The 21,096-nt window shown below is 69.7% G+C and carries 25 protein-coding genes; 17 read left to right on the top strand and 8 right to left on the bottom strand.

The window, feature by feature from the left end; genetic code table 11:
- Positions 1 to 13 precede the first annotated feature (13 nt).
- Together OHB21_RS12570 and OHB21_RS12565 are read right to left on the bottom strand one after the other, a co-directional pair.
- Positions 14 to 1,477: a HAMP domain-containing sensor histidine kinase gene (locus OHB21_RS12570; RefSeq protein ID WP_067510760.1), complete on the bottom strand. Its 1,464-nt coding sequence runs from the start codon at positions 1,475 to 1,477 to the stop codon at positions 14 to 16.
- 9 nt (positions 1,478 to 1,486) lie between these two features.
- Positions 1,487 to 2,173 carry a response regulator transcription factor gene (locus tag OHB21_RS12565; protein WP_067510733.1) on the bottom strand — a complete coding sequence of 229 codons (687 nt, stop codon included), beginning with the start codon at positions 2,171 to 2,173 and terminating at the stop codon, positions 1,487 to 1,489.
- Between the two features lie 354 nt (positions 2,174 to 2,527).
- Between OHB21_RS12565 and OHB21_RS12560 the strand changes: the two genes are divergently transcribed.
- From OHB21_RS12560 to OHB21_RS12535, 6 genes are all read left to right on the top strand, one after another.
- On the top strand, positions 2,528 to 5,182 hold the full coding sequence (locus OHB21_RS12560) for a sensor histidine kinase (RefSeq protein WP_067510732.1): 2,655 nt from the start codon (positions 2,528 to 2,530) through the stop codon (positions 5,180 to 5,182).
- Positions 5,179 to 5,589 (top strand): roadblock/LC7 domain-containing protein, encoded by a 411-nt coding sequence (locus tag OHB21_RS12555; RefSeq protein WP_067510731.1) that lies wholly within the window; start codon positions 5,179 to 5,181, stop codon positions 5,587 to 5,589. Before OHB21_RS12560 ends, OHB21_RS12555 begins: the two co-directional genes overlap by 4 nt.
- 8 nt (positions 5,590 to 5,597) lie before the next feature.
- Positions 5,598 to 5,972, top strand: coding sequence for a DUF742 domain-containing protein (locus OHB21_RS12550; RefSeq protein WP_067510730.1), 375 nt, complete (start codon positions 5,598 to 5,600; stop codon positions 5,970 to 5,972).
- A 28-nt stretch (positions 5,973 to 6,000) separates the two neighbouring features.
- Entirely contained in the window at positions 6,001 to 6,618 is a 618-nt protein-coding gene (locus tag OHB21_RS12545; protein WP_067510729.1) for a GTP-binding protein, read from the top strand.
- Positions 6,619 to 6,628: 10 nt separating this feature from the next.
- A complete protein-coding gene (locus tag OHB21_RS12540; protein ID WP_067510728.1) occupies positions 6,629 to 7,447 on the top strand; it encodes an MHYT domain-containing protein in 819 nt (272 codons plus the stop codon).
- A 446-nt stretch (positions 7,448 to 7,893) separates the two neighbouring features.
- Positions 7,894 to 8,307: a hypothetical protein gene (locus tag OHB21_RS12535; RefSeq protein ID WP_067510727.1), complete on the top strand. Its 414-nt coding sequence runs from the start codon at positions 7,894 to 7,896 to the stop codon at positions 8,305 to 8,307.
- A gap of 707 nt (positions 8,308 to 9,014) precedes the next feature.
- On the opposite strand, the gene rpmF is transcribed toward OHB21_RS12535, so the two are convergent.
- Genes rpmF through mrf form a run of 3 tightly spaced genes read right to left on the bottom strand, consistent with a single transcriptional unit; the run spans position 9,015 to position 10,742 of the window.
- The gene (gene rpmF / locus OHB21_RS12530; RefSeq protein ID WP_067510726.1) at positions 9,015 to 9,188 is read right to left on the bottom strand and encodes a 50S ribosomal protein L32; all 174 of its coding nucleotides are present in this window, start codon (positions 9,186 to 9,188) and stop codon (positions 9,015 to 9,017) included.
- 1 nt (position 9,189) lies between these two features.
- Complete coding sequence (locus OHB21_RS12525) at positions 9,190 to 9,456, bottom strand: type B 50S ribosomal protein L31 (protein WP_067510725.1); 267 nt, start codon at positions 9,454 to 9,456, stop codon at positions 9,190 to 9,192.
- Complete coding sequence (mrf, locus tag OHB21_RS12520) at positions 9,453 to 10,742, bottom strand: ribosome hibernation factor-recruiting GTPase MRF (RefSeq protein WP_324192244.1); 1,290 nt, start codon at positions 10,740 to 10,742, stop codon at positions 9,453 to 9,455. The genes OHB21_RS12525 and mrf overlap by 4 nt, the downstream gene beginning before the upstream one ends.
- Before the next feature lie 149 nt (positions 10,743 to 10,891).
- Here mrf and rpmB point away from each other — a divergent pair, with 149 nt between their 5' ends.
- The 6 genes from rpmB (at position 10,892) to OHB21_RS12490 (ending at position 14,295) form a co-directional block, all read left to right on the top strand.
- Positions 10,892 to 11,128 carry a 50S ribosomal protein L28 gene (gene rpmB / locus OHB21_RS12515; RefSeq protein ID WP_195142359.1) on the top strand — a complete coding sequence of 79 codons (237 nt, stop codon included), beginning with the start codon at positions 10,892 to 10,894 and terminating at the stop codon, positions 11,126 to 11,128.
- 8 nt (positions 11,129 to 11,136) lie between these two features.
- On the top strand, positions 11,137 to 11,307 hold the full coding sequence (rpmG, locus tag OHB21_RS12510) for a 50S ribosomal protein L33 (RefSeq protein WP_067510723.1): 171 nt from the start codon (positions 11,137 to 11,139) through the stop codon (positions 11,305 to 11,307).
- A gap of 1 nt (position 11,308) precedes the next feature.
- Positions 11,309 to 11,614: a 30S ribosomal protein S14 gene (gene rpsN, locus OHB21_RS12505; protein WP_067510722.1), complete on the top strand. Its 306-nt coding sequence runs from the start codon at positions 11,309 to 11,311 to the stop codon at positions 11,612 to 11,614.
- Between the two features lie 33 nt (positions 11,615 to 11,647).
- Entirely contained in the window at positions 11,648 to 11,902 is a 255-nt protein-coding gene (gene rpsR / locus OHB21_RS12500; protein ID WP_040695439.1) for a 30S ribosomal protein S18, read from the top strand.
- 372 nt (positions 11,903 to 12,274) lie between these two features.
- Positions 12,275 to 13,264, top strand: a complete 990-nt coding sequence (locus OHB21_RS12495) for a beta-ketoacyl-ACP synthase 3 (protein ID WP_067510721.1) — start codon at positions 12,275 to 12,277, stop codon at positions 13,262 to 13,264.
- Between the two features lie 38 nt (positions 13,265 to 13,302).
- Positions 13,303 to 14,295 carry an AvrD family protein gene (locus tag OHB21_RS12490; RefSeq protein WP_195124700.1) on the top strand — a complete coding sequence of 331 codons (993 nt, stop codon included), beginning with the start codon at positions 13,303 to 13,305 and terminating at the stop codon, positions 14,293 to 14,295.
- A 9-nt stretch (positions 14,296 to 14,304) separates the two neighbouring features.
- Here OHB21_RS12490 and OHB21_RS12485 read toward each other — a convergent pair whose 3' ends face one another.
- Positions 14,305 to 14,904, bottom strand: a complete 600-nt coding sequence (locus OHB21_RS12485; RefSeq protein ID WP_067510719.1) for a TetR/AcrR family transcriptional regulator — start codon at positions 14,902 to 14,904, stop codon at positions 14,305 to 14,307.
- A 129-nt stretch (positions 14,905 to 15,033) separates the two neighbouring features.
- Here OHB21_RS12485 and OHB21_RS12480 point away from each other — a divergent pair, with 129 nt between their 5' ends.
- From OHB21_RS12480 to OHB21_RS12465, 4 genes are read left to right on the top strand one after another with little or no spacing between them, the layout of a single operon-like run.
- Positions 15,034 to 15,660 carry an AAA family ATPase gene (locus tag OHB21_RS12480; RefSeq protein WP_228789019.1) on the top strand — a complete coding sequence of 209 codons (627 nt, stop codon included), beginning with the start codon at positions 15,034 to 15,036 and terminating at the stop codon, positions 15,658 to 15,660.
- A 36-nt stretch (positions 15,661 to 15,696) separates the two neighbouring features.
- Positions 15,697 to 17,307, top strand: coding sequence for an MFS transporter (locus tag OHB21_RS12475; protein ID WP_084537804.1), 1,611 nt, complete (start codon positions 15,697 to 15,699; stop codon positions 17,305 to 17,307).
- Positions 17,308 to 17,309: 2 nt separating this feature from the next.
- Positions 17,310 to 17,981 carry an HAD family hydrolase gene (locus OHB21_RS12470; RefSeq protein WP_195124699.1) on the top strand — a complete coding sequence of 224 codons (672 nt, stop codon included), beginning with the start codon at positions 17,310 to 17,312 and terminating at the stop codon, positions 17,979 to 17,981.
- Positions 17,982 to 17,996: 15 nt separating this feature from the next.
- Positions 17,997 to 18,785, top strand: a complete 789-nt coding sequence (locus tag OHB21_RS12465; RefSeq protein WP_195142360.1) for an AAA family ATPase — start codon at positions 17,997 to 17,999, stop codon at positions 18,783 to 18,785.
- 87 nt (positions 18,786 to 18,872) lie between these two features.
- Here OHB21_RS12465 and OHB21_RS12460 read toward each other — a convergent pair whose 3' ends face one another.
- Entirely contained in the window at positions 18,873 to 19,439 is a 567-nt protein-coding gene (locus OHB21_RS12460; protein WP_067510715.1) for a LysM peptidoglycan-binding domain-containing protein, read from the bottom strand.
- A gap of 226 nt (positions 19,440 to 19,665) precedes the next feature.
- On the opposite strand from OHB21_RS12460, the gene OHB21_RS12455 reads away from it, so the two are divergent.
- On the top strand, positions 19,666 to 20,136 hold the full coding sequence (locus tag OHB21_RS12455) for a hypothetical protein (protein ID WP_228815559.1): 471 nt from the start codon (positions 19,666 to 19,668) through the stop codon (positions 20,134 to 20,136).
- On the opposite strand, the gene OHB21_RS12450 is transcribed toward OHB21_RS12455, so the two are convergent.
- A complete protein-coding gene (locus OHB21_RS12450) occupies positions 20,133 to 21,020 on the bottom strand; it encodes a TIGR01777 family oxidoreductase (RefSeq protein WP_067510714.1) in 888 nt (295 codons plus the stop codon). The genes OHB21_RS12455 and OHB21_RS12450 overlap by 4 nt on opposite strands.
- Between the last annotated feature and the right edge of the window lie 76 nt (positions 21,021 to 21,096).

Here is a 21,096-nt window from a genome sequence, read left to right as displayed (position 1 = left end):
TGAGACCGTGCTATCAGTTTTCCGAGAGCTGAGCGGCGGACGCACCGTCGCCCTCACCGGGTAACACGATACGGATCAGGGCGCCGCCGCGCTCCGAGGTATCGATGCTGATGGTGCCGCCGTGTTTGGTCACGACCTGCTTGACGATCGCCAGGCCCAGCCCCGATCCGGGCATGGAGCGCGAGGCGGTGGTGCGGTAGAACCGCTCGAACACCAGCTCCCGCTCCGCGGCCGGAATACCGGGCCCGGCGTCGTCGACGGCCAGTTCCAGCAGTCCGCGCCCGGCCTCGCGCATGGTGACCCGCACCGTGGTGCCGGGCGAACTCCATTTGGCCGCGTTGTCCAGGACGTTGAGCACCGCCCGTTCCAGCCCGGCCTCGTGCCCGTAGACGAACCACGGGCGCAGCTCGGCGACGAACTCGACGGAACCGCGCCGCCGCCGCGCCCGCTCCAGCGCGCGCTCGGTGACCTCGCCGAGATCGATCCGGTCGTACACGGTCTCCGGCGCGTCCTCGCGGGCCAGGTCGACCAGATCGCCGACCAGGGTCGACAGCTCCTCGATCTGGGCCACCACGTCGGCGCGCAGCTCGGCCATGTCCTCCTCGGGGATGCGCGGCGCGCCGGGCCTGCCGGAGGCGATGAGCAGTTCCATATTGGTGCGCAGCGAGGTGAGCGGCGTGCGCAGTTCGTGGCCCGCGTCGGCGACGAGACGGCGCTGCCGGTCGCGTGATTCGGCCAGCGCCCGCAGCATGGTGTTGAAACTCTCGGTGAGCCTGGCGAGTTCGTCGTCGCCGGTGACCGGGATCGGGGTGAGGTCGTCGGTGCGGGCGACGCGTTCGGTGGCGGCGGTGAGCCGGGCGATGGGCCGCAGCCCGGTGCGCCCGACCGCCGTGCCCGCCGCCGCGGCCAGCACCACGCCGCAGCCGCCGACCACGAACAGCAGCCAGGCCAGCCGGTCGAGCACTTCCCTGGTGGGTTCCAGGCGCTGCGAGATGACCAGCGTGGCACCGGAGTTCGTGCGCACCGCCAGCACCCGCTGGTTGCGCACGGTGCGCAGCGAGGAGGGCAGCGTGCCGTCGGCGACGGCGAGCTCCTCCTCCCCCAGCGGCGGATCGGTGTGCTGCGGCGGGATGTAGGGCTTGTGGTCGGCGAATATCAGCGCGACGCCCACGTCGTTGGAGAACAGGCCGGCCAGGATGATCGACTGGAAGCCCATGCTCTCGAAATTGTTGTTGATCATCGTCGACGCGCGCGCCCGCAACTGCGCGTCGACGTCGGCGTAGAGCGCGCGCGCCACCATCGCGTACGCGGCGATCGAGGTGAGCGCCACCGCGATCGCCACCACCGACGCCGCGAGCAGGGTGACGCGCCAGCGCAGCGACACCGACCGGGTGAGCGGCATGGGCGGGCGCATCTCGGCCGGATCGGGCCTGCCGACCGGGGCGATCTTGTGCGGGCGGGTGGAACCTCGTGCCATCACCGGCGCCTACGGCGGAGTCTCGCGCAGCACGTAGCCGACGCCGCGCACGGTGTGGATGAGACGCGGCTCGCCCTCGGCCTCGGTCTTGCGGCGCAGGTAGCCGATGTAGACCTCGAGCGCGTTGCCGGAGGTGGGAAAGTCGTAGCCCCAGACCTCTTCGAGGATGCGGCTGCGGGTGAGCACGCGGCGCGGGTTGGCCATCAGCATCTCGAGCAGCGAGAACTCGGTGCGGGTCAGGCTGATCGAGCGGCCGTCGCGGGCCACCTCGCGGGTGACCGGGTCCAGCGACAGATCGGCGAACCGCATGGCCTCCGACGTGTCGCCCTGGTCGGGGGCCCGGCGGCGCAGCAGGGCGCGCAGCCGCGCCAGCAATTCTTCGAGCGCGAATGGTTTCGGCAGATAATCGTCGGCACCGGCGTCGAGCCCGGCAACTCTTTCGGAAACCGAATCCCGCGCCGTCAAAACCAGAATCGGAAGATCGTCACCGGTGCTGCGCAACCGCCGGCAAACCTCGAGGCCGTCCAGGCGCGGCATCATCACATCCAGCACCAGCGCGTCGGGGCGCTGCGCGGCGGCTTTCTCCAGGGCGTCCACACCGTCCACGGCGAGATCGACGGAGTAGCCGTTGAAGGTCAGCGACCGGCGCAGCGATTCCCGGACGGCGCGATCGTCGTCGACTACCAGAATGCGCATGACAACAGTCTGACCGCACCGACTGAGAGCCGACTGAGAGGGGCGTGCGACACGCCACGTCGCCGTCCGGCCGACGACACGCCGAAGCACCACCGATGACCAGCGACTTTCATCGGCGCTCGCGGTTTCCGGTCGCTGGGTTGGTTGAGATTTCGACCGAATCTTGTTCTGCGTGGCCATATTAGGGAATTGTCGAACGGGACAGTCCGGATTGCCGGAACCCACGCGGCGGGGTATGTTCCCTGCGGTAAAAACAAGACCTCGAGTTGGTTCTCAGCGGGTTGGTCCCATACTTTTCGCGAACAGCCACTAACCATCCGGGGAACCCGCGCGGAGTGGAGGCGACGGAAGCGGATGGAAGCAGCACCGCGTTCCCGGCAATTCAGGCTGTCGAACTGGTCCGTCACCCGCAAGGTCGGGATCGTACTACTGCTGCCGGTGGTGCTGGCCTCGACGTTCGCCGTCTTGCGCATCAACGACGAGCTCAACACCATCGCCGACCTGGACGCCGCGACCGACCAGGCCAGGATCATCCGGCCGATGCTCGGATTCGCCTCGGCCACCGAACAACTCGCGGTCACCACGGCCACCGTCTGGGATAACCAGGAGACCGCGGGCGACGCCGAGATCGACCGCATCGCGGGCCGTTTCGACCAGGCCGCGGCCGATCTGCAGACGGCGCTGCGCTCCACCGGCGCCTCCACCGAGGTCACCAACGAACTCGACGCCGCGCTCACCGCGGGCCGCGCCATGCGCAACGGCCTACGCAACAGTTCCCCCGTCGCCATCGGCCAGCAGGCCGACGAGGTCGCCGCCCGCATCGGCAACGCCATCGCGCGCTCGACCTCGCTGGAGGAGATCACCATCCAGCGGTACTTCCTGCAGCTCGGTGTGACCACCAACGCGCGGCGGCTGCACACCCAGCAGTACCTGCTGATCGGTTCGCCCGGCGCCGACCGCAACCCCGCGGTGCGCCCCACGGTACTCACCACCGCCGGTGGCGAACTCGTGTTGCTCGCCCAGTTCGCCCAGCTGCAACCGAGTTCCGCGCTCAACGCCAGCGTGCTGATCGACTCGGTGAACGTGCGCCTCGGCGCGTTCAGCCAGAACCTCGGCGAGCCCGCCAGCAGCCAGCCCGTCGCGGATTCGCTGCGCACCAGCGCCACCGCCTACGACCAGACCACGCTGAGCCTGGTCGACACCATCGACGAACGGCTGGCCGCGCGAACCGCCGAAGTGCGCGGCGTGGTGTTGCGCGATATCGCGATCGTGGTGACCACCCTGCTCGCCGGTCTCGCGCTGGCGCTGGCGGTCGCCCGCTCGCTCGTCGTGCCGATCCGCCGCCTGCGCCACGGCGCCCTCCAGGTCGCCCACGTCGACCTCCCCAACGAGCTCGAAGTGGTGCGCTCGGGCGGCGCCACCCCCGAGGCCACCCGCGTCGACGTGCACACCACCGAGGAGATCGGCCAGCTGGCCCGCGCCGTCGACGACATCCACGACGCCGCGCTGCATCTCGCCGGTGAGCAGGCCCGTCTGCGCCTTCAGATCGGCAGCATGTTCGAGACCCTGTCGCGGCGCAGCCAGTCCCTCGTGGAGCAGCAGCTCACCCTCATCGAGGAACTCGAGCACGACGAGGACAACTCCGAGCGCCTGCAGAGCCTGTTCCGCCTGGACCACCTCGCCACCCGCATGCGCCGCAACGGCGACAACCTGCTGGTGCTCGCCGGCACCGCGCTGCGCCGCGGCCACCTGCCGCCGGTGCCGCTGTCGGACATGCTGTGGAGCGCGGTCTCCCAGGTCGAGGACTACCAGCGCGTCGAGATCGGCACCGCGCCCGACGGCATCGTGCCGGGTGAGCCCGCCGTCGACGTCGAGCACCTGCTCGCCGAGCTCATCGACAACGCGCTGCGCTACTCGCCGCCCACCACCCCGGTCGCGGTGTCGGTGGCGCGCGCGGTGGACGGCGGCTACCTGATCGAGATCATCGACCGCGGCCTTGGCATGTCGGCCGAGGACCTGCAGACCGTCAACGAGCACCTCGCCTCCGGTGGTGAGGTCACCGTCGAGACCGCCCGCCGCATGGGTCTTTTCGTGGTCGGCCGCCTCGCCAAGCGCCACAACATCACCGTCAACCTGCGCCGCACCTCGGCGATGGCGCAGCAGCCCGGCATCACGGCGAGCGTGCACCTGCCGGGCACGCTGGTCTCGCCGGTGCCGGTGTCGGACAAGACGCCGCAGCTCACCGCGCCGCAGCCGCCGCACGAGCTGCCCGCCGAGCCGACGATCGCGCCGCCGCGGATGCTGGTACCGGTGCCGAGTCTGGCGCTGCCCGAGCACACCTCGTCGTTCGAGACCAGCGCCAGCGGCCTGCCGCAGCGCCGCCCGGCCATCCGGGTGGCGGGCCCGGCCGAGCGCGAACCCGCCATCCTCGACGTGGAGACCACCGATCCCGGCCGCGGCGGTATGCGGCCGCTGCGCAATCGCACCGGCAACGGCGCTGCCTCCCAAGCCGAACCGCTCGCCCTGCCCGCCCCGGCGCAAGAAGAGGCGAAGGTGGACGTGTGGGCCGAGACCGAGACCTACGCGATCCCCGAACCGCCCGCTCCCGCCCCCGCGGCGCCCACCGCGACGGCCGCGCAGCCGACGGTCACCGGGCTGCGACCGGTCAACGGCGAATCGCCGACGCCGATCTACCAGCGCATGGTGTCGGAGTGGCTGGTCGAACCCGCCACCGCCGCCGCGGAGCACAGCGAAGGCACCTGGACCTCCCCCGCCGACGTGGGCTGGGCCGCCGCCGCGGAGGCCAGCAACCCGGCCACCTCCGGACGCACGTCCGGCGGTCTGCCGATCCGCCAGCCCGGCGCCCAGCTGGTCCCCGGCGGGCTCGCCCCGGCCACCGAATCCAACCAGCGGAATCCTGACGAGATCCGCAACAGCTTGACCAGGCATCTCAGCGGGGTCCGCAGCGGGCGGGCCGACGCCCAGTACAACGACGGAGGGCTTGCATGACCGAGAAACCAGGCACTACGACGGACGAGAACCTGAACTGGCTGGTCACCCGTTTCACCCGGGACGTCCCGGGTGTCACGCACGCCGTGCTCGTGTCGGCCGACGGCCTGCTGCAGGCCACCAGCCCGCACCTGCCCGGCGATCGCGCCGAACAGCTGGCCGCCGTCACCGCGGGTCTGGCGAGCCTGTCGGCGGGCGCGGCCCAGCTGTTCAACGGCGGCAAGGTGATGCAATCGATCGTCGACATGCAGCGCGGCTACCTGCTGGTGATGACGGTCGGCAACGGCTCGCACCTGGCCGTGCTCGCGAACAAGACGCACGACATCGGCCGCATCGGATACGAGATGGCGCTGCTGGTCGACCGGGTCGGTTCGGTGGTCCAAGCCACCGCCCGCACCGCTGTCTAGAGCGTGCCATGTCCAACCCAGCCGGCGGGGGGCCGGTCACTCCACCCACGCGTGTTCGACCGTACGCCCTGACCTCGGGGCGTACCGAGCCCGCGGTCGACCTACCCCTGGAGGCGGTCATCGAGACCATCTCCTACACTGCCCATTTCGATTGGCCGGTCGGCGATATCCGTACCGATATCGTGCGGCTCGCGACCGCGCGCTTGTCGGTCGCCGAGATCTCGGCTCAGCTACAGCGGCCGCTCGGCCTGGTCCGGGTCGTGATCGGCGATCTCGTCGTCGCCGGGACGCTGCGTGTGCATTCGACCCTGAGCGACCAGGCGACCTACGACGAGCGCCGGTCCCTGATGGAGAGGACTCTGCGTGGACTCCGCGCCCTATAACCCCCAGCCGTACGGTTCGGCGCCCGCGATGCATCCGGCGCCGCAGGCCCCAGGCGCACCGCAGGACAACCGGACCGCCTCGACCAAGATCGTCGTCGCCGGGGGGTTCGGCGCGGGCAAGACCACCTTCGTCGGCGCGGTGTCGGAGATCGTCCCGCTGCGCACCGAGGCGATGGTGACCGGTTTCTCCGACGGCATCGACGACCTGGCCGCCACGCCGGGCAAGGAGACCACCACGGTCGCCATGGATTTCGGCCGGATCGTGCTGCCGGGCAACCTGACGCTGTACCTGTTCGGCACGCCGGGCCAGCGCCGCTTCTGGTTCATGTGGGACGACCTGATCCGCGGCGCCATCGGCGCGGTGGTGCTGGTGGACACCCGGCGCATCGAGGACAGCTTCGCGGCGGTGGACTTCTTCGAGGCGCGGGGGTTGCCGTTCCTGGTGGCGGTCAACCGATTCCCCGACGCGCCCCGGTTCCCGGTGGCCGAGCTGCGCGAGGCGCTGTCGGTGCGCCCTGGCGTGCCGATCGTGGACATCGACGCGCGCAACGCCATGGAGGTGCGCCAGTCTCTGGCCGCCGTCACGGAATACGCGATCCAGCGGCTGGCGGCCGAGCAGGGTGCCCAGCCGGTCGGGCAGGTGTGAGGGTTCGCAGTTGATCTACTTCTCCATGGGCTATTGGGTGCTCGGCCTGTCGATCCTGGTGTCGATGGCGGGTGCCCTGATGGGCTTGATCTGCGTGCGCCAGTCCACCAAGTCGGTGACGGCAAAGTTCCGGATGGTGTGGCTGGCCTCGGCCGCGGTGTCGATCGGCGGCATCGGCACCTGGCTGGCGGTCTTCGTCTCGATGCTCGGCGTCGAACCCTCCGGCGACACGCTGATCCGCTACGACGTCACCCGGCTCACCGCCGCGGCCGTGCTGGCCGTGGTGTCGGTGTTCGCCGGATTGGTGACGGCGGGCCGCGCCCCCGCGCTGCTGCGGCTGGTGGGCAGCGGCGTGCTGATCGGCGTCGGGTCGAGTCTGGCCATGGCCCTGGGGATGAGCGCGGTGCGGATCCGCGGCGAGCTGGAGACCAACGTGTTCGCGATCCTGGCCGCCACCCTGCTGGCGATCGGGATCGCCGTGGCCACACTGTGGTTCGCGCTGGGCAGGCGTTCCGCGCTCACGGTGGTGGGCGCCGCGGCGCTGTTCGGCCTCGCCGTCGCCGGAACGCATTTCGTGCGGATGGCCGGTGTGGAGATGGTGCTGGACCCGCGCGCCGCCACCCCGGAGGGTGACGACCTCTTCTCGTTCTTGGTGCCGATGTTCGTGGTGGGCACGCTCTCGCTCTCGGTGCCGATCACCGCGGTGCTCGTCGCGCCGGACCGGCGCACCGCGACCGACCCGGTCGCCGCGCCCGCGCGGCAACCCGAGCCCCCGCGGCAGTCGGCGCCCTTCCCGGCGCGCGACCGTCAGCCGCAGTTCACCCGCTGATCGAGATTCCGGCGGATTGGACTGGGGCCCATGCGTTTCAGGGCGCGGTACGGCCGATTCGGCGCCGTACCGCGGATGCCCACCTCGCCGACGCCGCCACCGTGCTCGAACGCGCGAATGTGCGCTACTGCGGCGGTGTCCGGCCGGTGAGCCGTTCGCCGGACACAGGGGCGGGCGCTGCCCGCCAGACCGATGCCGGGCGAGCGGAATGCTCCACTCGGCAGACCGCGCCTGGCACCCGGAACACCGCGACCGACCGACAGCGGGCGGAACACCCCGCCCGGCGGACCGACGCCCGCGGCACAACGCTCGCTCGGCGGACCGACGCTCGGCGGGCGAAACACGCCAGGCGCGGCGCAATATTCAGCAGGCGCCTTGCTGCGCTGTGAACGTGGCCGGGACAGCGGATTTCGGCCGGTGAGAACTTCCGAGGAGAGGAACCGGACATGACGCCGGAGCAGGACGCGGTGCTGCGCGATATCCAGGTCCAGCTGCGCGGCCCCGGACTGGCGGGCTGGCCGCAGCTGGGCACCGACGCCGAAGGGCGGCACCTGACCCTGGTGGAGGGTTTGGCGGCGGCGCTGCGCCGGATCGGCGAGCTGGAGGGCGATACCGAGGCCCTGCGCGCGGAGGTGGCCGAACTGCGCACGGAGATCAGCGAACTGGAGGCCACGGCGGCCGAGCTGGCGGCCGAGGTCGGGCGCCTGGAGGGCAGGCGGTGGCCGTGGCCGCTGTCGCTCGTGGAGGGGCCCGCCGAGCTGATCGGGGCGCAGCTGGCGCGGTTGGAGGCGCTGCTGCCGGACCTGCCGGGCCGGGCCGAGGCGGCGTCGGCGCCGAATGGGCGAAACTCGGAGAATTGACACGCGCGTGCTGGAATTCCGGCCGGGGCTGTCGGCACGATAACGTTCCGGCAGAAAACATTTCGGCGAGAGGCCCGAGAAATGGCGATGAGCGGGTTCCACCGGAAACCCGGGGAACCCGCCCTCGCAGATGAGGGTACCGGCACGCTCGCGCGAAATCATCAGTGCACGAAGACTTTTAATCGGCTTAAAAACCAACTCTCAGTATGTATTTCACAGTACGGCAAATCGGGGGCGCGCGATCATAACCACATCCTCGCATGTGACGCCCGACACACCGATTGCCAGTCGGTTGCCCCGACCCGCCCGACGCCCCGAGGATCGTTGCGCGCGTTCGGCGCCCGCGACGAACCGGCGCAGTTGTCGTCGCCCGGTAGGAGGCGAGCCGGGCCTCGTCCGCCCGGCGGCACCCATCAAATTTCGTCTCGAAGGACGATCGCACGGCAGTCAACGTGGTACTCGACAAGACCCATGAGGACAAGTCGCTGTCGGAGATCCTGGCCGCCCCGCCGTCGGCGCCGGCGGGGCTCACCGCGAAGCACGACGAGGTGCCGAGCTGAAGATCGAGACCATCGCCGAGCCGGCGAACAACGAGTACGTCAAGCTCGCCGCCGCGCTGGCCGCACCGGCCGGGCAGGAGGGCTGGACACGACGACGGGCCGGCGGGTGTACCCGCCGGCCCGTGAGTCGCTCCGCCCGTCCGCGATTCAGAGACGGTCCAGATCGATCAGGCCGCGGCGCACGGCCTGCACCAAACGGCGCGGCACCTTGTGCACCACACCGCCCACGGTGACCGGCACCAGGTCCGGGGCCTGCGCCTTCCACTGCGACCGGCGACTGCGGGTGTTGGACCGCGACATCCTGCGCTTGGGCACCGCCATCTCAGGACTCCTTCCCGGCGCGCACGCGCCTGCCGTACTTGCGCTCGAACTTCTCCACGCGCCCCTGGGTGTCCAGCAGGCGGTTCGCGCCGGTCCAGAACGGGTGCGAATCGGACGTCACGTCCACGACCAGCAGCGGGTAGGTGTTGCCGTCCTCCCACTCCACGGTCCGGTCACCGGTCGCGGTGGACCGGGTGAGGAACCGCTTGCCGGTGCTCGAGTCCTCGAACACCACCGGGCGGTAGTCCGGGTGGATCCCTGCCTTCACTTTCCTTCTCCTCTCTGATGATTCGGCGGCGCGACCTCGTCGAACAGGTCGGGCGCGTCCTCGCACGGGTCGGCGTGCCACTCGCCGAACGGGTCCTCCCACAGCGCGACACGCTCGGGCGCGCGCTCCACCAGCCGCAGCTCGTCGTCCTCCACCAGCGCCCAGTGCAGGGCGCGGCGGATCTCGCCGGGGTCGGCGTCGTGGGCCAGGATCACCAGCGAGATGTCGCGGTCGCCGAAGGTGTCGTCCCAGCGCAGCGCGGCCAGCGCGCGCCGATCCGGATCGGCCGCCTCGATCTCCTCGGCGTCCATCGCGGCCAGCCAGCGCCCCGCCGAGCCCACGCGCAGCCCGCCGCCCGCCGACTCCAGCCACACCACCTCGTCGGGCTGGGTGGCCAGCCACAGGCGCCCGCGCGCGGTGATCACACCCTCGAACAGCACGTCCAGGGCGTCGTGCAGGCGCGCGGGGTGGAACGGCCTGCTCGCCGCGAACTCGAAAAGCGTGACGCCGCACTCGGACCCGAGCGGCGGCTGGCCGCGCAGCAGCGGCGCGTGCGCGTCGAAGATGCGGCCGCGGCGCGCGTGCGCGGGGATGCGCGCGAGCAGGGACTCGGCTTTGGCAGCCCCCAGCGCGGTGAAGTCGTCGAACCAGCCGACCGGCGCCTCCGGCGCCAGACGGCTCAGCACCGCGCCGAGCCGTTCGCGCTCCAGCGGGTCGGCGGGGGTGGCGACCACCAGGGCGTCGGCGAAGTCGACCTGACCGACGGCCACCTGCGCGACCGTGCGGTCGTCGTCGGCGGTGGCCAGGCCGCGTTCGGCCAGCGTGTCCTCACCGGTCGCGTCGGTGAGCCACTCCTGGCCGTCCACGCAGGTCACCACGGCCTCGACGCGCACGTCGCGCCCGGCCGGGCCGTCGACGCGACCCACCACACCGGAGACCACCACGTCCTCGATGGCCTGACAGATCGCCTCGGCCTCGAAGGCGGGATCCAGCGCGAGCACGATGCGGCGCACCGAATCCCGCGCGGCCAGCGTGCACAGCAGCGGCAGCAGATCGGCGCGCAGCGTGCAGGAGACGCAGCCGTGCGCCAGTTCCAGCACAGCGCTGGAGGCGTGGGTCGCGGTGCGCACCGTGCGGCGCACGATGCCTTCGCGCAGCTCGCTCAGCTCGTGGCGGACCACGACGGTGCCGTCGCCGAGCAGCGCCGCCGCGACGTGGTCGACGCCCGCCGCGGCGGGTCCGGGCAGGCCGGCGACCAGCACCACGGGCGTCCGCCGGTCGGTCACGGGCGGGACGGGATCGGGCACTACCACCACCGGAACCCCTTTCGATAACGATTTTCATTTGCCGTCGAGCAACGGTACAGTGTCCGACAGTCATTGTCGAAAACGATTGTCATCATCCATCGGGGTGATCACCACCGGAGGGAGCCCGCATGTCGGCCCACTGCCAGGTCACCGGGCGCAAACCCGGCTTCGGCAAGTCCGTGTCGCACTCGCACAAGCGGACCAATCGCCGCTGGGACCCGAACATCCAGCGCAAGACCTACTACCTGCCCAGCGAAGGCCGCCGCATCACGCTGACCGTCTCCGCCAAGGGCATCAAGACCATCGACCGCGACGGGATCGAGGCGGTCGTGGCCCGCCTGCGCGCCCGCGGCGAGACGATCTAGGAGTCCCCATGGCATCCAAGTCCACCGACATCAGGCCGGTCATCAAGCTGAAGTCCACCGCGGGCACCGGCTACACCTACGTCACCCGCAAGAACCGGCGCAACGATCCGGATCGCATGGTGCTCAAGAAGTACGACCCCGTGGTGCGCAAGCACGTCGAGTTCCGCGAGGAGCGCTGAGATGGCCAAGAAGTCCAAGATCGCCCGCAACGAGCAGCGCAAGGAGATCGTCGCCCGCTACGCCGCGCGGCGCGCCGAGCTCAAGGAACTCATCCGCAACCCCGCGACCGCCGACGCCGAGCGCGCTGCCGCGCAGGCGGCCCTGCAGCGGCTGCCCCGCGATGCCAGTCCGGTACGATTGCGCAATCGGGACGCCGCGGACGGTCGTCCGCGCGGTCACCTCCGGAAGTTCGGCCTCTCCCGTGTGCGTGTGCGCGAGATGGCCCACCGCGGAGAACTGCCCGGTGTGCACAAATCGAGCTGGTAAGAACCACCGATCCCGCAGAAGGAATCCCTGATCATGGCAGTCAAGCGAGCACCGTCGAAGAAGGTCCGCGCCGAGCAGGCCCGCCGCCCCAAGAAGAACCCGCTGATCGCGGCGGGCGTGGAGACGGTGGACTACAAGGATGTGAACCTGCTGCGCACGTTCATCTCCGATCGCGGCAAGATCCGCAGCCGTCGCGTCACCGGGCTCACCCCGCAGCAGCAGCGGCAGGTGGCCGTCGCGGTCAAGAACGCCCGCGAGATGGCGCTGCTGCCGTTCACCAGCCGGTAGCGAGACCGCTCCTTCCGCGCAGGCGGGGGTCCGGGTACATAACGTACCCGGACCCCCGCCTTCGTCGTTTCCGCCGCAGGTCAGGGGCCCCCTGTCTCGGACACCAGAAAAGTCCGGCCATTGCCCGGCTATCGATAGACCTGGGGAATCATCGGATTACTACATCCGGGCGAACTCCACGCAACCGCTCGGCGACCGCCCGGTTGACGCCCGGTGGGCGAGCAATGTCAATAGCGCATGAAGAAACGTGACCTTGATCACAATGTGCCGTTATACAGGCGTTATAGCAATGTGATCTGACTCCGCAATTCTGGACGGGTGATACATTGATTCATACATAATTGTTGAATCACCTCTCGGGGGTGGGAGAATATGACGGCATCACGCGCCGGTCTTCAGATGATCGGAGTCTACCGGCCCGATCGCATCGTTTCCAATTCCGAACTGGCCCCGAATCTGGGGGTCGACGAAGAATGGATCATCACGCGCACGGGAATTACCGAGCGCAGATTTGCGGGGGATCATGAAACGGTAATTTCCATGTCGGCGGCGGCCGCCCGGAAAACGCTCGAGGCCACCGGGACCAGCGCGCGCGACGTCGACGTCGTCATGCTCGCGACCTCCACCTATCTGAGCAATACCCCGGCAGGCGCCGCGCTCGTCGCGGCCGAACTCGGCTGCACCGGCGCGGCCTTCGACCTGTCGGCGGGCTGCTCGGGCTACGCGCACGGCATCGGCCAGGCCGCCGCCCTGATCAATGCGGGCCAGGCGGAGAACATCCTGGTCATCGGGGCCGAGAAGTTCAGCACCGCTATCGATCAGCGGGACCGTACGGTCGCCCCCATCTTCGGCGACGGCGCCGGCGCGGCCCTCGTGGGGCCCACCGAGACCGGGCACATCCGCCGCACGGTGTGGGGCAGCGACGGCAACCGGGCGCACCTGATCCGCCAGGAGCCGAGCTGGGACGTCCTGCGCGACGACCGCACGGCGAAATCGCCGACGCTGATCATGGAGGGCACCGAGGTGTTCCGTTGGGCGACCACCGCGGTGCCGGCAATCATCGCCGATATCGCCGCGGCCGGAGAAATCGCGCTCGGCGATATCGAGGTGTTCATTCCGCATCAGGCGAATCTGCGCATCATCGACGCGGTCGCACGAAAACTCGGCTGGCAGGAAGAATCCGTCGTCGTCGCCGACGACATCCGCCGGACCGGAAATACGTCGGCGGCGGCGCTGCCGCTGGCGATCGAGGACCTGGTGTCCTCCGAACGGGCGAAGCCGGGACAACTCGCGCTGCAGGTTTCCTTCGGCGCCGGTCTCTCCTACGCCGGACAGGTTTTCGACCTGCCCAAGGTCGCTTGAAAACCTGATATCGATATTTGTTCGAAAGTTGTTCTGCCATGACTGTTTCTTTCTCCAGTTACGACGAGCCCCTCGGACCCCGGGCGGGCCGCTATTTCGGTGAGGGCTACAAAAAGGTCGGCCCCGAACTGATCGATCTGCGGATCGCCCGCTCCACCGGCGTGGGCGCCACGCACACCGCGGTGGCCCGGCTCAGCTACCCCGGCTCCTGGTCCACCAAATCGGGCGGTGAACTGGTGCCGCACGTCAGCAGCGTCGACACCGTCATGCTCGCCACCTCGCTGTGCGACGCCGCGATCACCCACGCCCGCGATCTCGGCCCGGCCGAGTCCGCGCGCATGTGGGTGCGGCAGGCGTCGGTGCGCGCGGGCGCCGCGCCGCACGAGGATCTGGACCACATCCCGGTGCACGCCGAGGTCGTCTCCGAATCGGTGGCCGACGGCGGCGAGGTGGCCACCGGCTTCAAGTTCCGCGTCGGCAACCTGACCGGCAACCTGACGATCGTGCACCCCGTGGGCTCGGGCTCGCTGGATCTGCCCGGCGTCGATCACGTCGCGGGCCTGAGCGACATCTTCGGGCCCGCGCCGCACTACTACCTCAACGGCGTCAAGGACCACACGCTCACCGCCACCGACCTGATCGTCGACCCCGACGCGGGCCGCATCGTCAGCAGGCAGCACGTGCACAGCGGTGTCGAGGGCGGCTATGTCGGCGCCGAGTCGGCGTGGTGGAGCGCGGTGTCGCCGGTGGACGCCATCGTGGGCGTGGCGCAGCTGTCCCAGATCCTGCTCTACCAGCTGGATTCGATGACCAGGCGCGACAGCAACACCCTGTGGATGCGCAAGCTGGAATTCTTCGCCGAGGACCCGCGCCTGCGCTCCTCCGACGAGCCGTTCGACGGTGTGGTGGAGGTGCGCCGCGCCTCCACGATCGACCGCGGCGGCCAGCGCTGGCGCAGCGCCGATCTGCTGATCAAGGAGTTCCGCGGCGTCACCGGCACCACCCTGCTGGCGCACCAGCTGCCGGACTGAGCACCGGCCTCACCGCGACGGCGACCCGGTGCCCGCGTCGAACTCGCAGTCCTGGCCCAGCGCGCAGGCGGCGAGCGCGGCCAGCGCCGGGTCGCCGTCGGCGTGGCCGGTGGCGTTCATGGCCAGCAGTGCGTTGAGCAGCATGCCGTTGGCGATGAACTCCCTGGCTCGCTGCGGGGTGCAGCCGGTGCGCTCGACCACCAACGTGAACAGCGACGACACGAAGGTCCGTGCGGCGGCGGCGATCTGCGGATGCCCGGCCGCCGCGCTGAAGCCCTGGAGCAGCACGACGAGGACGTCGCGGTCCTCCACCAGATCGTTGTACACCGCGCCGAGCCGTTCCCAGACCTCCGGCGACGCGGCCACCGCGGGATCGGCGAGTTCCTCGGCGAAGGCGGTGAGCAACGCGCAGGCGGCGCGATCGAAAACCTCTTGGAACAGATCGGCTTTGGTGCCGAACATGCGCACCACATACGGCTGCGAGACCCCGGCTTCGTGCGCGACGACATCGGTGCTGGTGCCCGCGTATCCACCGCGCGAGAACGCGCGGCCCGCCGCCTGGAGAATCAGCTCGCGACGCTGCGCCGCACTCAACCTGGTCGCCGTCATATTGACAAGTTATCACCTGATTACTAGATTTTCGATGAACCCGGTGATACCGCATTCTCGAATGTGTATCCCCCACGCTCGCAAGGGGATACACGGCGAATGCGACACCCGCGATACAAGGACGCCCCGATGAAGGATGTACCCGCGCTACGACTGGCCGTGACCGGCGCGCCTCGTACGGGAAAGACCACCGTCTGCACCGCGCTCGCGCTGGCCACCGGCCTGGACTACGCGGCGGTCTCCGCCCCCCTGATCACCCCGACGACCGACCGGCGGCTGACCCCGACGGTGGACGCCGCGGTGCGCGGCTTCGAGCAGCGCGTCGATTCCGAGGCCAGGCTGACCGCCGGCTTCGTCTCCGACGGTTCGGTGCTCGAGGAGTGGGTGGCGGCCGAGGCGCTGCGGCGCACGCGCCGGATGCGGCACTGGCTGCTGGATCCGCGCGATCTGCCGTACCGGATCTTCGAGAAGCGGTATCTGATGGCCCATGCCGGGATCGTGAAGCGGCGGGCCGACGTGACCTACGACGGGTTCGTCCATCTGCGGATGGACTCCGGATCGGCCATCGACGGGGATGACCGGTTCCGCAAGACCATCGACCGAATGCTGCTCGACACCCTGCACGAAGGGACGGTTCCGTATCTAGTGATCGGGGGGTCGATCGAAGAAATCGTCACCCGGGTGGCCGGGATGTATCAGCTACCGCAGCTGATGCCGGTGCCCGACGCGGTCTCCGCAGCGCTGCGAGCCGCTTGAAAACCGCCGCCGCATACGGACTCTGAGGGGAATCCCATGGGCACACCAGGCCCGACCTCGCTCGACAAGCCATCCGACGCCACGCGATCCGACAGCGCGATCTGGACGCTGGTCGTGGTCGCGCTCGCGACCTTCATGCTGATGCTCGACCTGACCGTGGTCAACGTCGCGCTACCCGATATCCGCGCCGACTTCGATTCGAGTTTCTCGGCGCTCCAATGGATCCTGGACGCCTACGCCCTCGGCCTGGCCGCCGTGCTGCTGGCCGCGGGCTCGCTGGCCGACCGCCTCGGCCGCAAGCGGGTCTTCGACGTGGGCTTGGTCGTCTTCGTCCTGGCCTCGCTGGCCTGCGGTATCGCGCCGAACGACACGGTGCTGATCATCGCGCGCCTGGTGCAGGGCCTGGGCGGAGCGATCCTGTTCGCCGTCGGCCCCGCGCTGCTCGGCCACGAATTCCGCGGCAAGGACCGCGGTGTGGCGTTCGGCGTGTTCGGCGCCGTGGTCGGCCTGGCCATCGCGTTCGGCCCGCTGATCGGCGGCGGCCTCACCGAAACCCTCGGCTGGCGCTGGATCTTCCTGATCAACGTCCCGGTCACCATCGCGGCCATCGTCATCGGCTTCCTGAAGATGCGCGAATCCCGCGCGGACACACCGCCTCCGGTGGACTGGTCGGGCATGGTCACGTTCTCGCTGGCCCTGTTCTTCCTGGTGTACGGATTCATGGGCGGGCACAGCGAGGGCTGGGGCAGCGCGCAGATCGTCGGCAGCTTCGTGCTCTCGGTGGTGCTGCTCGCGGTGTTCGCCTGGTTGCAGATCTCGCGTCCCGGCCGGGCCATGTTCGACCTGACGCTGTTCCGCAACCGCACCTTCAACGGCCTGTCCGTGGTGACGGCGCTGTGCGCGCTGTCGGTGATGCCCGCGCTGTTCCTGCTCATCGCCTACATGCAGAACATGCTCGGCTTCGAGGCGTTCGCCACCGGCGTGCGCTTCCTGCCGCTGACGCTGCTGCTGTTCGTGGCCGCCGCCATCGCGGGCAGCATGGTCGCCAAGCTGGCGCCCTCCATCCTGGTCGGCGCCTCGCAGCTGCTCATCGCGGCGGGCCTGTTCGCGGTGCTGTTCATCGAGGTGGATTCGGCCTGGACCGCGCTGATTCCGGCGATGATCCTCATCGGCCTCGGCATGGGCGTGTTCAATCCGCCGCGCGCCGCGTTCTCCATCGCGGTCACCACCCCCGACAAGGCGGGCATGGCCTCGGGCGTGAACGAGACGTTCCAGCAGGCCGGCCTGGCCATCGGCATCGCCGCGGTGGGCGCGTTCTTCCAGGGCCGGGTGGAGGACAACTTCGCCGACTCCGAGATCGCCGCTCAGCTCGGTGACAGCGCGGGTGAGGTCGGCGCCGCCGTCTCGGCGGGCGGTCCCGGCGTGGCCGCGGGCGCGGTGCCCGAGGGCGTGGCCGAACAGGTCCGCGCCGCCGCGGAATCCGCGTTCGTCAGCGGACTGGAGAGCGCCATGGTCCTGGTCGGCGTGCTGGCCGCGATCTCGGGCGTGATCGCCTTCGTCACCATGCGCAAGGGCGATCTCGACGAGGCCGCCCTGGCCACGCCCGGCGTGCCCACCGACGACGCCGAACCGGCGAAGGTGAGCTGAACGTGGCGGCGACCGGGCCCCGCTTCGCGTTCACCGACGTGGACCACACGCTGCTGCGCGTCAGCACGCTGCACCACTTCGCCCGGCACTTCTTCACCGCGGCCGGGCGCGAGGACGTGCTGGCCGAACACGCCGAACGCATGCAGGGCCTGGCCGCCTCCGGCGCGGACCGGGAGACCCTGAACAAGAGCTATTACCTGCTCTGGGCGGGTGTTCCGGTCCGCGAGGTGGCCGAGGCCGCCGAGGACTGGCACGAGGGCATCCGCGCGCACGACCTCTATCGCGAGCCCGTCGTGCGGCGTCTGCGCGCGCTGCGCGCCGAGGGCGTGGAGACGGTGCTCGTGTCCGGATCGTTCCGCGCCTGCCTGCGCCCCATCGAGCGCGAATTACGGTGCGCGGCAACGCTGTGCACCGAACTGGAGGAACGCGACGGCGTCTACACCGGTGTGGTCGTCAAGTCCCTCATCGGCGCCGCCAAGCGCGCCGAGGTGGAGGCGTTCGCGGCCGGTTCCGGCGGGCACGACTTCGCCGGCGACCACGCCTTCGGCGACCACATCAGCGATGCGCCCGTGCTGGCGGCGGTCGGGCACCCGGTCGTCGTCCCCGTCGATCCCGCGCTGGAAACCCTTGCGCGCGAACGCGGCTGGGAAGTGCTGCGTGACGAGAAACCCTGAGATCGGAGAACGACCGTGTACCTAGTCGGCGGACAGCGGCGCGACAGCCTCAAACTGGCCATCTCGGGCACCTACGGCGTCGGCAAGAGCACGACGACCGAGACCTTGTCGATCGCCACCGGCATCCCGCGCACCCACGCGCTCACCTCCCGCGAACTGCTCATCGACCTGGCGCCGGGCAAGACCGTGATGGAGCTGAACTCGATCGAGCTGCTGCAGCTGGGCCTGCGCCGCTTCGAGGAGCGGGTGCACAACGAATCCCGTGACGACTCCTTCATTTCCGACGGTTCGGTGGTGCACGAGTGGGTGTACGGCACGGCCCGGATGGCGGTGGGCATCAACCCCGGCGCGGGCCTGCTGCTGCGCACCGTGAAGAAGGCGGCGGGCATCGGCCGCAGGAAACCGCTGATGGAGTACACCGACATCATCGGCGACATCGTCAAGGAGCGCGCCGCGCGGCTCTACGACGCCTACGTGCACCTGCCGGTCGAGTTCGAGATGAAGCAGGACGGGCACCGGCCGGTGTCCGAACCGTTCCGCAAGCTGTCCGACGACACCCTGCTGGAGGTGGTCAAGGACATCGGCCTGCCCTACGAGGTGGTGGGCGGCACCGTGCACGAACGGGTTTCGCGGATCATCGAACTGTTCGACCTGGAGACCGTGATGCCGGTCGACGAGGCCATCGCGGAGGCCAAGCGCCGCGTCACGCAGGCCACGGCGGTGCTGGAGGACGACGATCGGTTCAAGGCCGCCCAGCGCAAGAAATCGTTGTGGCGCAAGCTTTCCTATGCCATGCGCTACTGACACGAACCAGTTGTATTACGCGGACGTGGGACCCCGAGCGAAAGATCCGGGGTCCCACGTCATTTCCGTAGGCGTGCGCGACGCGACTTACGGGATGGTCAGTACCTGACCGGGGTTGATCAGATCGGGGTTCGCGATGCCGGAGGCGTTCGCGATCTCCTGGTAGCGGTTGCCGTCGCCGTAGAAGCGCTCGGCGATGGCCCACAGGGTGTCACCCGGCTCGACGGTGTAGGTGCGCACCTCGGGCGCCGGCGGCGGAGGCGGGGGCACCTCCTCGGCGACCGGGGCGGCCGCGACCGGCTCCGGCGCGGGCAGCGGGTTGTCGGTGTGGGTCCCCGAGGACCACGCCGCGCTGCCGTCGGTGCCGTACAGCACCACGTTGCGGTCCGCCTGCACGACCAGGCGGTCCACGCTCTTGCCGTTGGTCTCGGTGGACCAGGCGGCGCCCTCGCCCTTGTAGAGGACGAAGTTGCCGTCCGACTGCAGGGCGGCGCGCTCGACACCCTGATCGTGGGTCTGGGTGGCCCAGACGACCGTGCCGTCCGGCTCCGACAACACGAGGTTGCCGTCCGGCTGCAGGGTCAGGGTGTACGCACCGCCGGTCAGGGACTGGCCGAGACCGAGTTCTTCGCCTACGCGCAGCGTGTCGCCCACGTTGTTCCTTTCGAAGTTTCCTGCACAGCATTCGAATCCGATGCTCGCCCACGTCCCACCGGCGCGCATCGAGGGCGAATCTACAGTCCGGACGCCGGGTTGGGGAGGATTACGCGCACGGTTCGCGGAAAGTTCACTGTGTGGGCAATGTCAAACACCCGCGAGCCCCATCGGGCCTTGGGAGCGGGCAGAATACGCGTGCGCCCGCGAGGCTAGGGTGGTCCCTATGAACCCGATGCCGCGTCGCCGTCTCGCCACCGCTCTCACCGCGCTGTTGCTCGGCCTCGCCGCCTCGGGGTGCGGCGGCGGCACCGATGACGATGCCGCGCAACCGGATCCGGCGACGAGCGCGGAGTCCACCTCGCCCGCCGCGCCGAGCGAGGTGCAGGCACCGCTCGGCGACCCGGTCACCCCCGACCCCACGATCGTCGATCCGCGCCCGATTCCGTTCACCACGTGGGCGCGCGTGGCCGACGACCGGATCGCCGTCAACTTCCAGATGGGCGCGCCGGAGTGTTTCGGCATCGATGCGACCACCACCGAGACCGACGAGGCGGTCACGGTGGCGCTGCGCTCGGGCACCCGCGCCGACGCCGTCGGCAAGATGTGCGTGATGATCGCCGTGTTCGCCACGCTGGAGATCCCGCTGGACAGGCCGCTCGGCGACCGGGCCGTACTCAGCGCGACCGAGGGCTAACCGCGGCCGACGGTGTAGGCCATCGCCTGTTCCAGGGTGGGGTCGGCGAACTCGAAACCGTTGCTCACCAGCACCTTCGGCACCATCTTGTGGCCGTGCAGCAGTTCGGCGCCCGCCTCGCCGCCGACCAGCTTCAGCACGCCGCCGGGCAGGGTGAGCAGGGCTGGGCGGCGCAGCGCGCGGGCGAAGGCCGAGGTGAACTCCTTGTTGGTCACCGCCTGCGGCGCCACCAGGTTGACCGGGCCCGACACCGAGAAGGTGAGCAGCCAGCGCACGGCCGACAGCCAGTCCCGCAGCGAGATCCACGGCACGTACTGGCGGCCGTGGCCGAACTTGCCGCCGAGCCCGAGCTTGAACAGCGGACGCAGACCCGTCACGATCATCGAATCCCAGGCCAGCACATTGGACGTACGCAGCAGCACCACGCGCACCCCACCGGCGGACGCGGCGGCCGTCGCGGCCTCCGCGTCCCGGCACATGGTGGCGAGGAAATCGGGGCCGTGCGGGGCGAACTCGTCGACGTCGGCATCACCGGTATCGCCGTACCAGCCCGCCGCCGAGGCGTTCAGCAGCACCGGCACTTTGGCGTCGGCCACCGCGCGGGCCAGCACCTCGGTGGGCTTGATGCGGCTGTCGCGGATCTCCTGCTTGTACTCGGGGGTCCACCGCTTGCCCGCGACCGGCGCGCCGCACAGGTTGATCACCGCGCCCGCACCGGCGACGATCGCACTGTCGAACTCCGAACCGTAAGGGTCCCAGGTGATCTCGTCGGGCGCGGCGGCCGCGCGGCGTACCAGGCGGACCACCTCGTGACCGTCGGCCCGCAGGGTGGAGACGAGATGCTGACCCAGATGTCCCGATGATCCGGCGACTACGATACGCATGCGTACATTCTGCCCTATGGAAGTATCCGAATGGGCGTTGCGTCACGTATGTCCGGATCGGTGATAGCAGAGCGAA

Origin of the sequence: Nocardia puris (genome assembly GCF_036051655.1) — a bacterium.
In the GTDB taxonomy this organism is placed as follows: Bacteria; Actinomycetota; Actinomycetes; order Mycobacteriales; family Mycobacteriaceae; genus Nocardia; species Nocardia puris.
The sequence above is the reverse complement of the archived record's forward strand: the minus strand, read 5'-3'. Positions and strand labels throughout refer to the sequence as shown.

Excerpts from the sequence above, each read along its gene's own strand:
- OHB21_RS12570 (WP_067510760.1), bottom strand. The coding sequence starts at position 1,477 with ATGGCACGAGGTTCCACCCGCCCGCACAAGATCGCCCCGGTCGGCAGG.
- OHB21_RS12565 (WP_067510733.1), bottom strand. The coding sequence starts at position 2,173 with ATGCGCATTCTGGTAGTCGACGACGATCGCGCCGTCCGGGAATCGCTG.
- OHB21_RS12560 (WP_067510732.1), top strand. The coding sequence starts at position 2,528 with ATGGAAGCAGCACCGCGTTCCCGGCAATTCAGGCTGTCGAACTGGTCC.
- OHB21_RS12555 (WP_067510731.1), top strand. The coding sequence starts at position 5,179 with ATGACCGAGAAACCAGGCACTACGACGGACGAGAACCTGAACTGGCTG.
- OHB21_RS12550 (WP_067510730.1), top strand. The coding sequence starts at position 5,598 with ATGTCCAACCCAGCCGGCGGGGGGCCGGTCACTCCACCCACGCGTGTT.
- OHB21_RS12545 (WP_067510729.1), top strand. The coding sequence starts at position 6,001 with ATGCATCCGGCGCCGCAGGCCCCAGGCGCACCGCAGGACAACCGGACC.
- OHB21_RS12535 (WP_067510727.1), top strand. The coding sequence starts at position 7,894 with ATGACGCCGGAGCAGGACGCGGTGCTGCGCGATATCCAGGTCCAGCTG.
- rpmF (WP_067510726.1), bottom strand. The coding sequence starts at position 9,188 with ATGGCGGTGCCCAAGCGCAGGATGTCGCGGTCCAACACCCGCAGTCGC.
- rpmB (WP_195142359.1), top strand. The coding sequence starts at position 10,892 with ATGTCGGCCCACTGCCAGGTCACCGGGCGCAAACCCGGCTTCGGCAAG.
- rpmG (WP_067510723.1), top strand. The coding sequence starts at position 11,137 with ATGGCATCCAAGTCCACCGACATCAGGCCGGTCATCAAGCTGAAGTCC.
- rpsN (WP_067510722.1), top strand. The coding sequence starts at position 11,309 with ATGGCCAAGAAGTCCAAGATCGCCCGCAACGAGCAGCGCAAGGAGATC.
- rpsR (WP_040695439.1), top strand. The coding sequence starts at position 11,648 with ATGGCAGTCAAGCGAGCACCGTCGAAGAAGGTCCGCGCCGAGCAGGCC.
- OHB21_RS12495 (WP_067510721.1), top strand. The coding sequence starts at position 12,275 with ATGACGGCATCACGCGCCGGTCTTCAGATGATCGGAGTCTACCGGCCC.
- OHB21_RS12490 (WP_195124700.1), top strand. The coding sequence starts at position 13,303 with ATGACTGTTTCTTTCTCCAGTTACGACGAGCCCCTCGGACCCCGGGCG.
- OHB21_RS12485 (WP_067510719.1), bottom strand. The coding sequence starts at position 14,904 with ATGACGGCGACCAGGTTGAGTGCGGCGCAGCGTCGCGAGCTGATTCTC.
- OHB21_RS12480 (WP_228789019.1), top strand. The coding sequence starts at position 15,034 with ATGAAGGATGTACCCGCGCTACGACTGGCCGTGACCGGCGCGCCTCGT.
- OHB21_RS12475 (WP_084537804.1), top strand. The coding sequence starts at position 15,697 with ATGGGCACACCAGGCCCGACCTCGCTCGACAAGCCATCCGACGCCACG.
- OHB21_RS12455 (WP_228815559.1), top strand. The coding sequence starts at position 19,666 with ATGAACCCGATGCCGCGTCGCCGTCTCGCCACCGCTCTCACCGCGCTG.
- OHB21_RS12450 (WP_067510714.1), bottom strand. The coding sequence starts at position 21,020 with ATGCGTATCGTAGTCGCCGGATCATCGGGACATCTGGGTCAGCATCTC.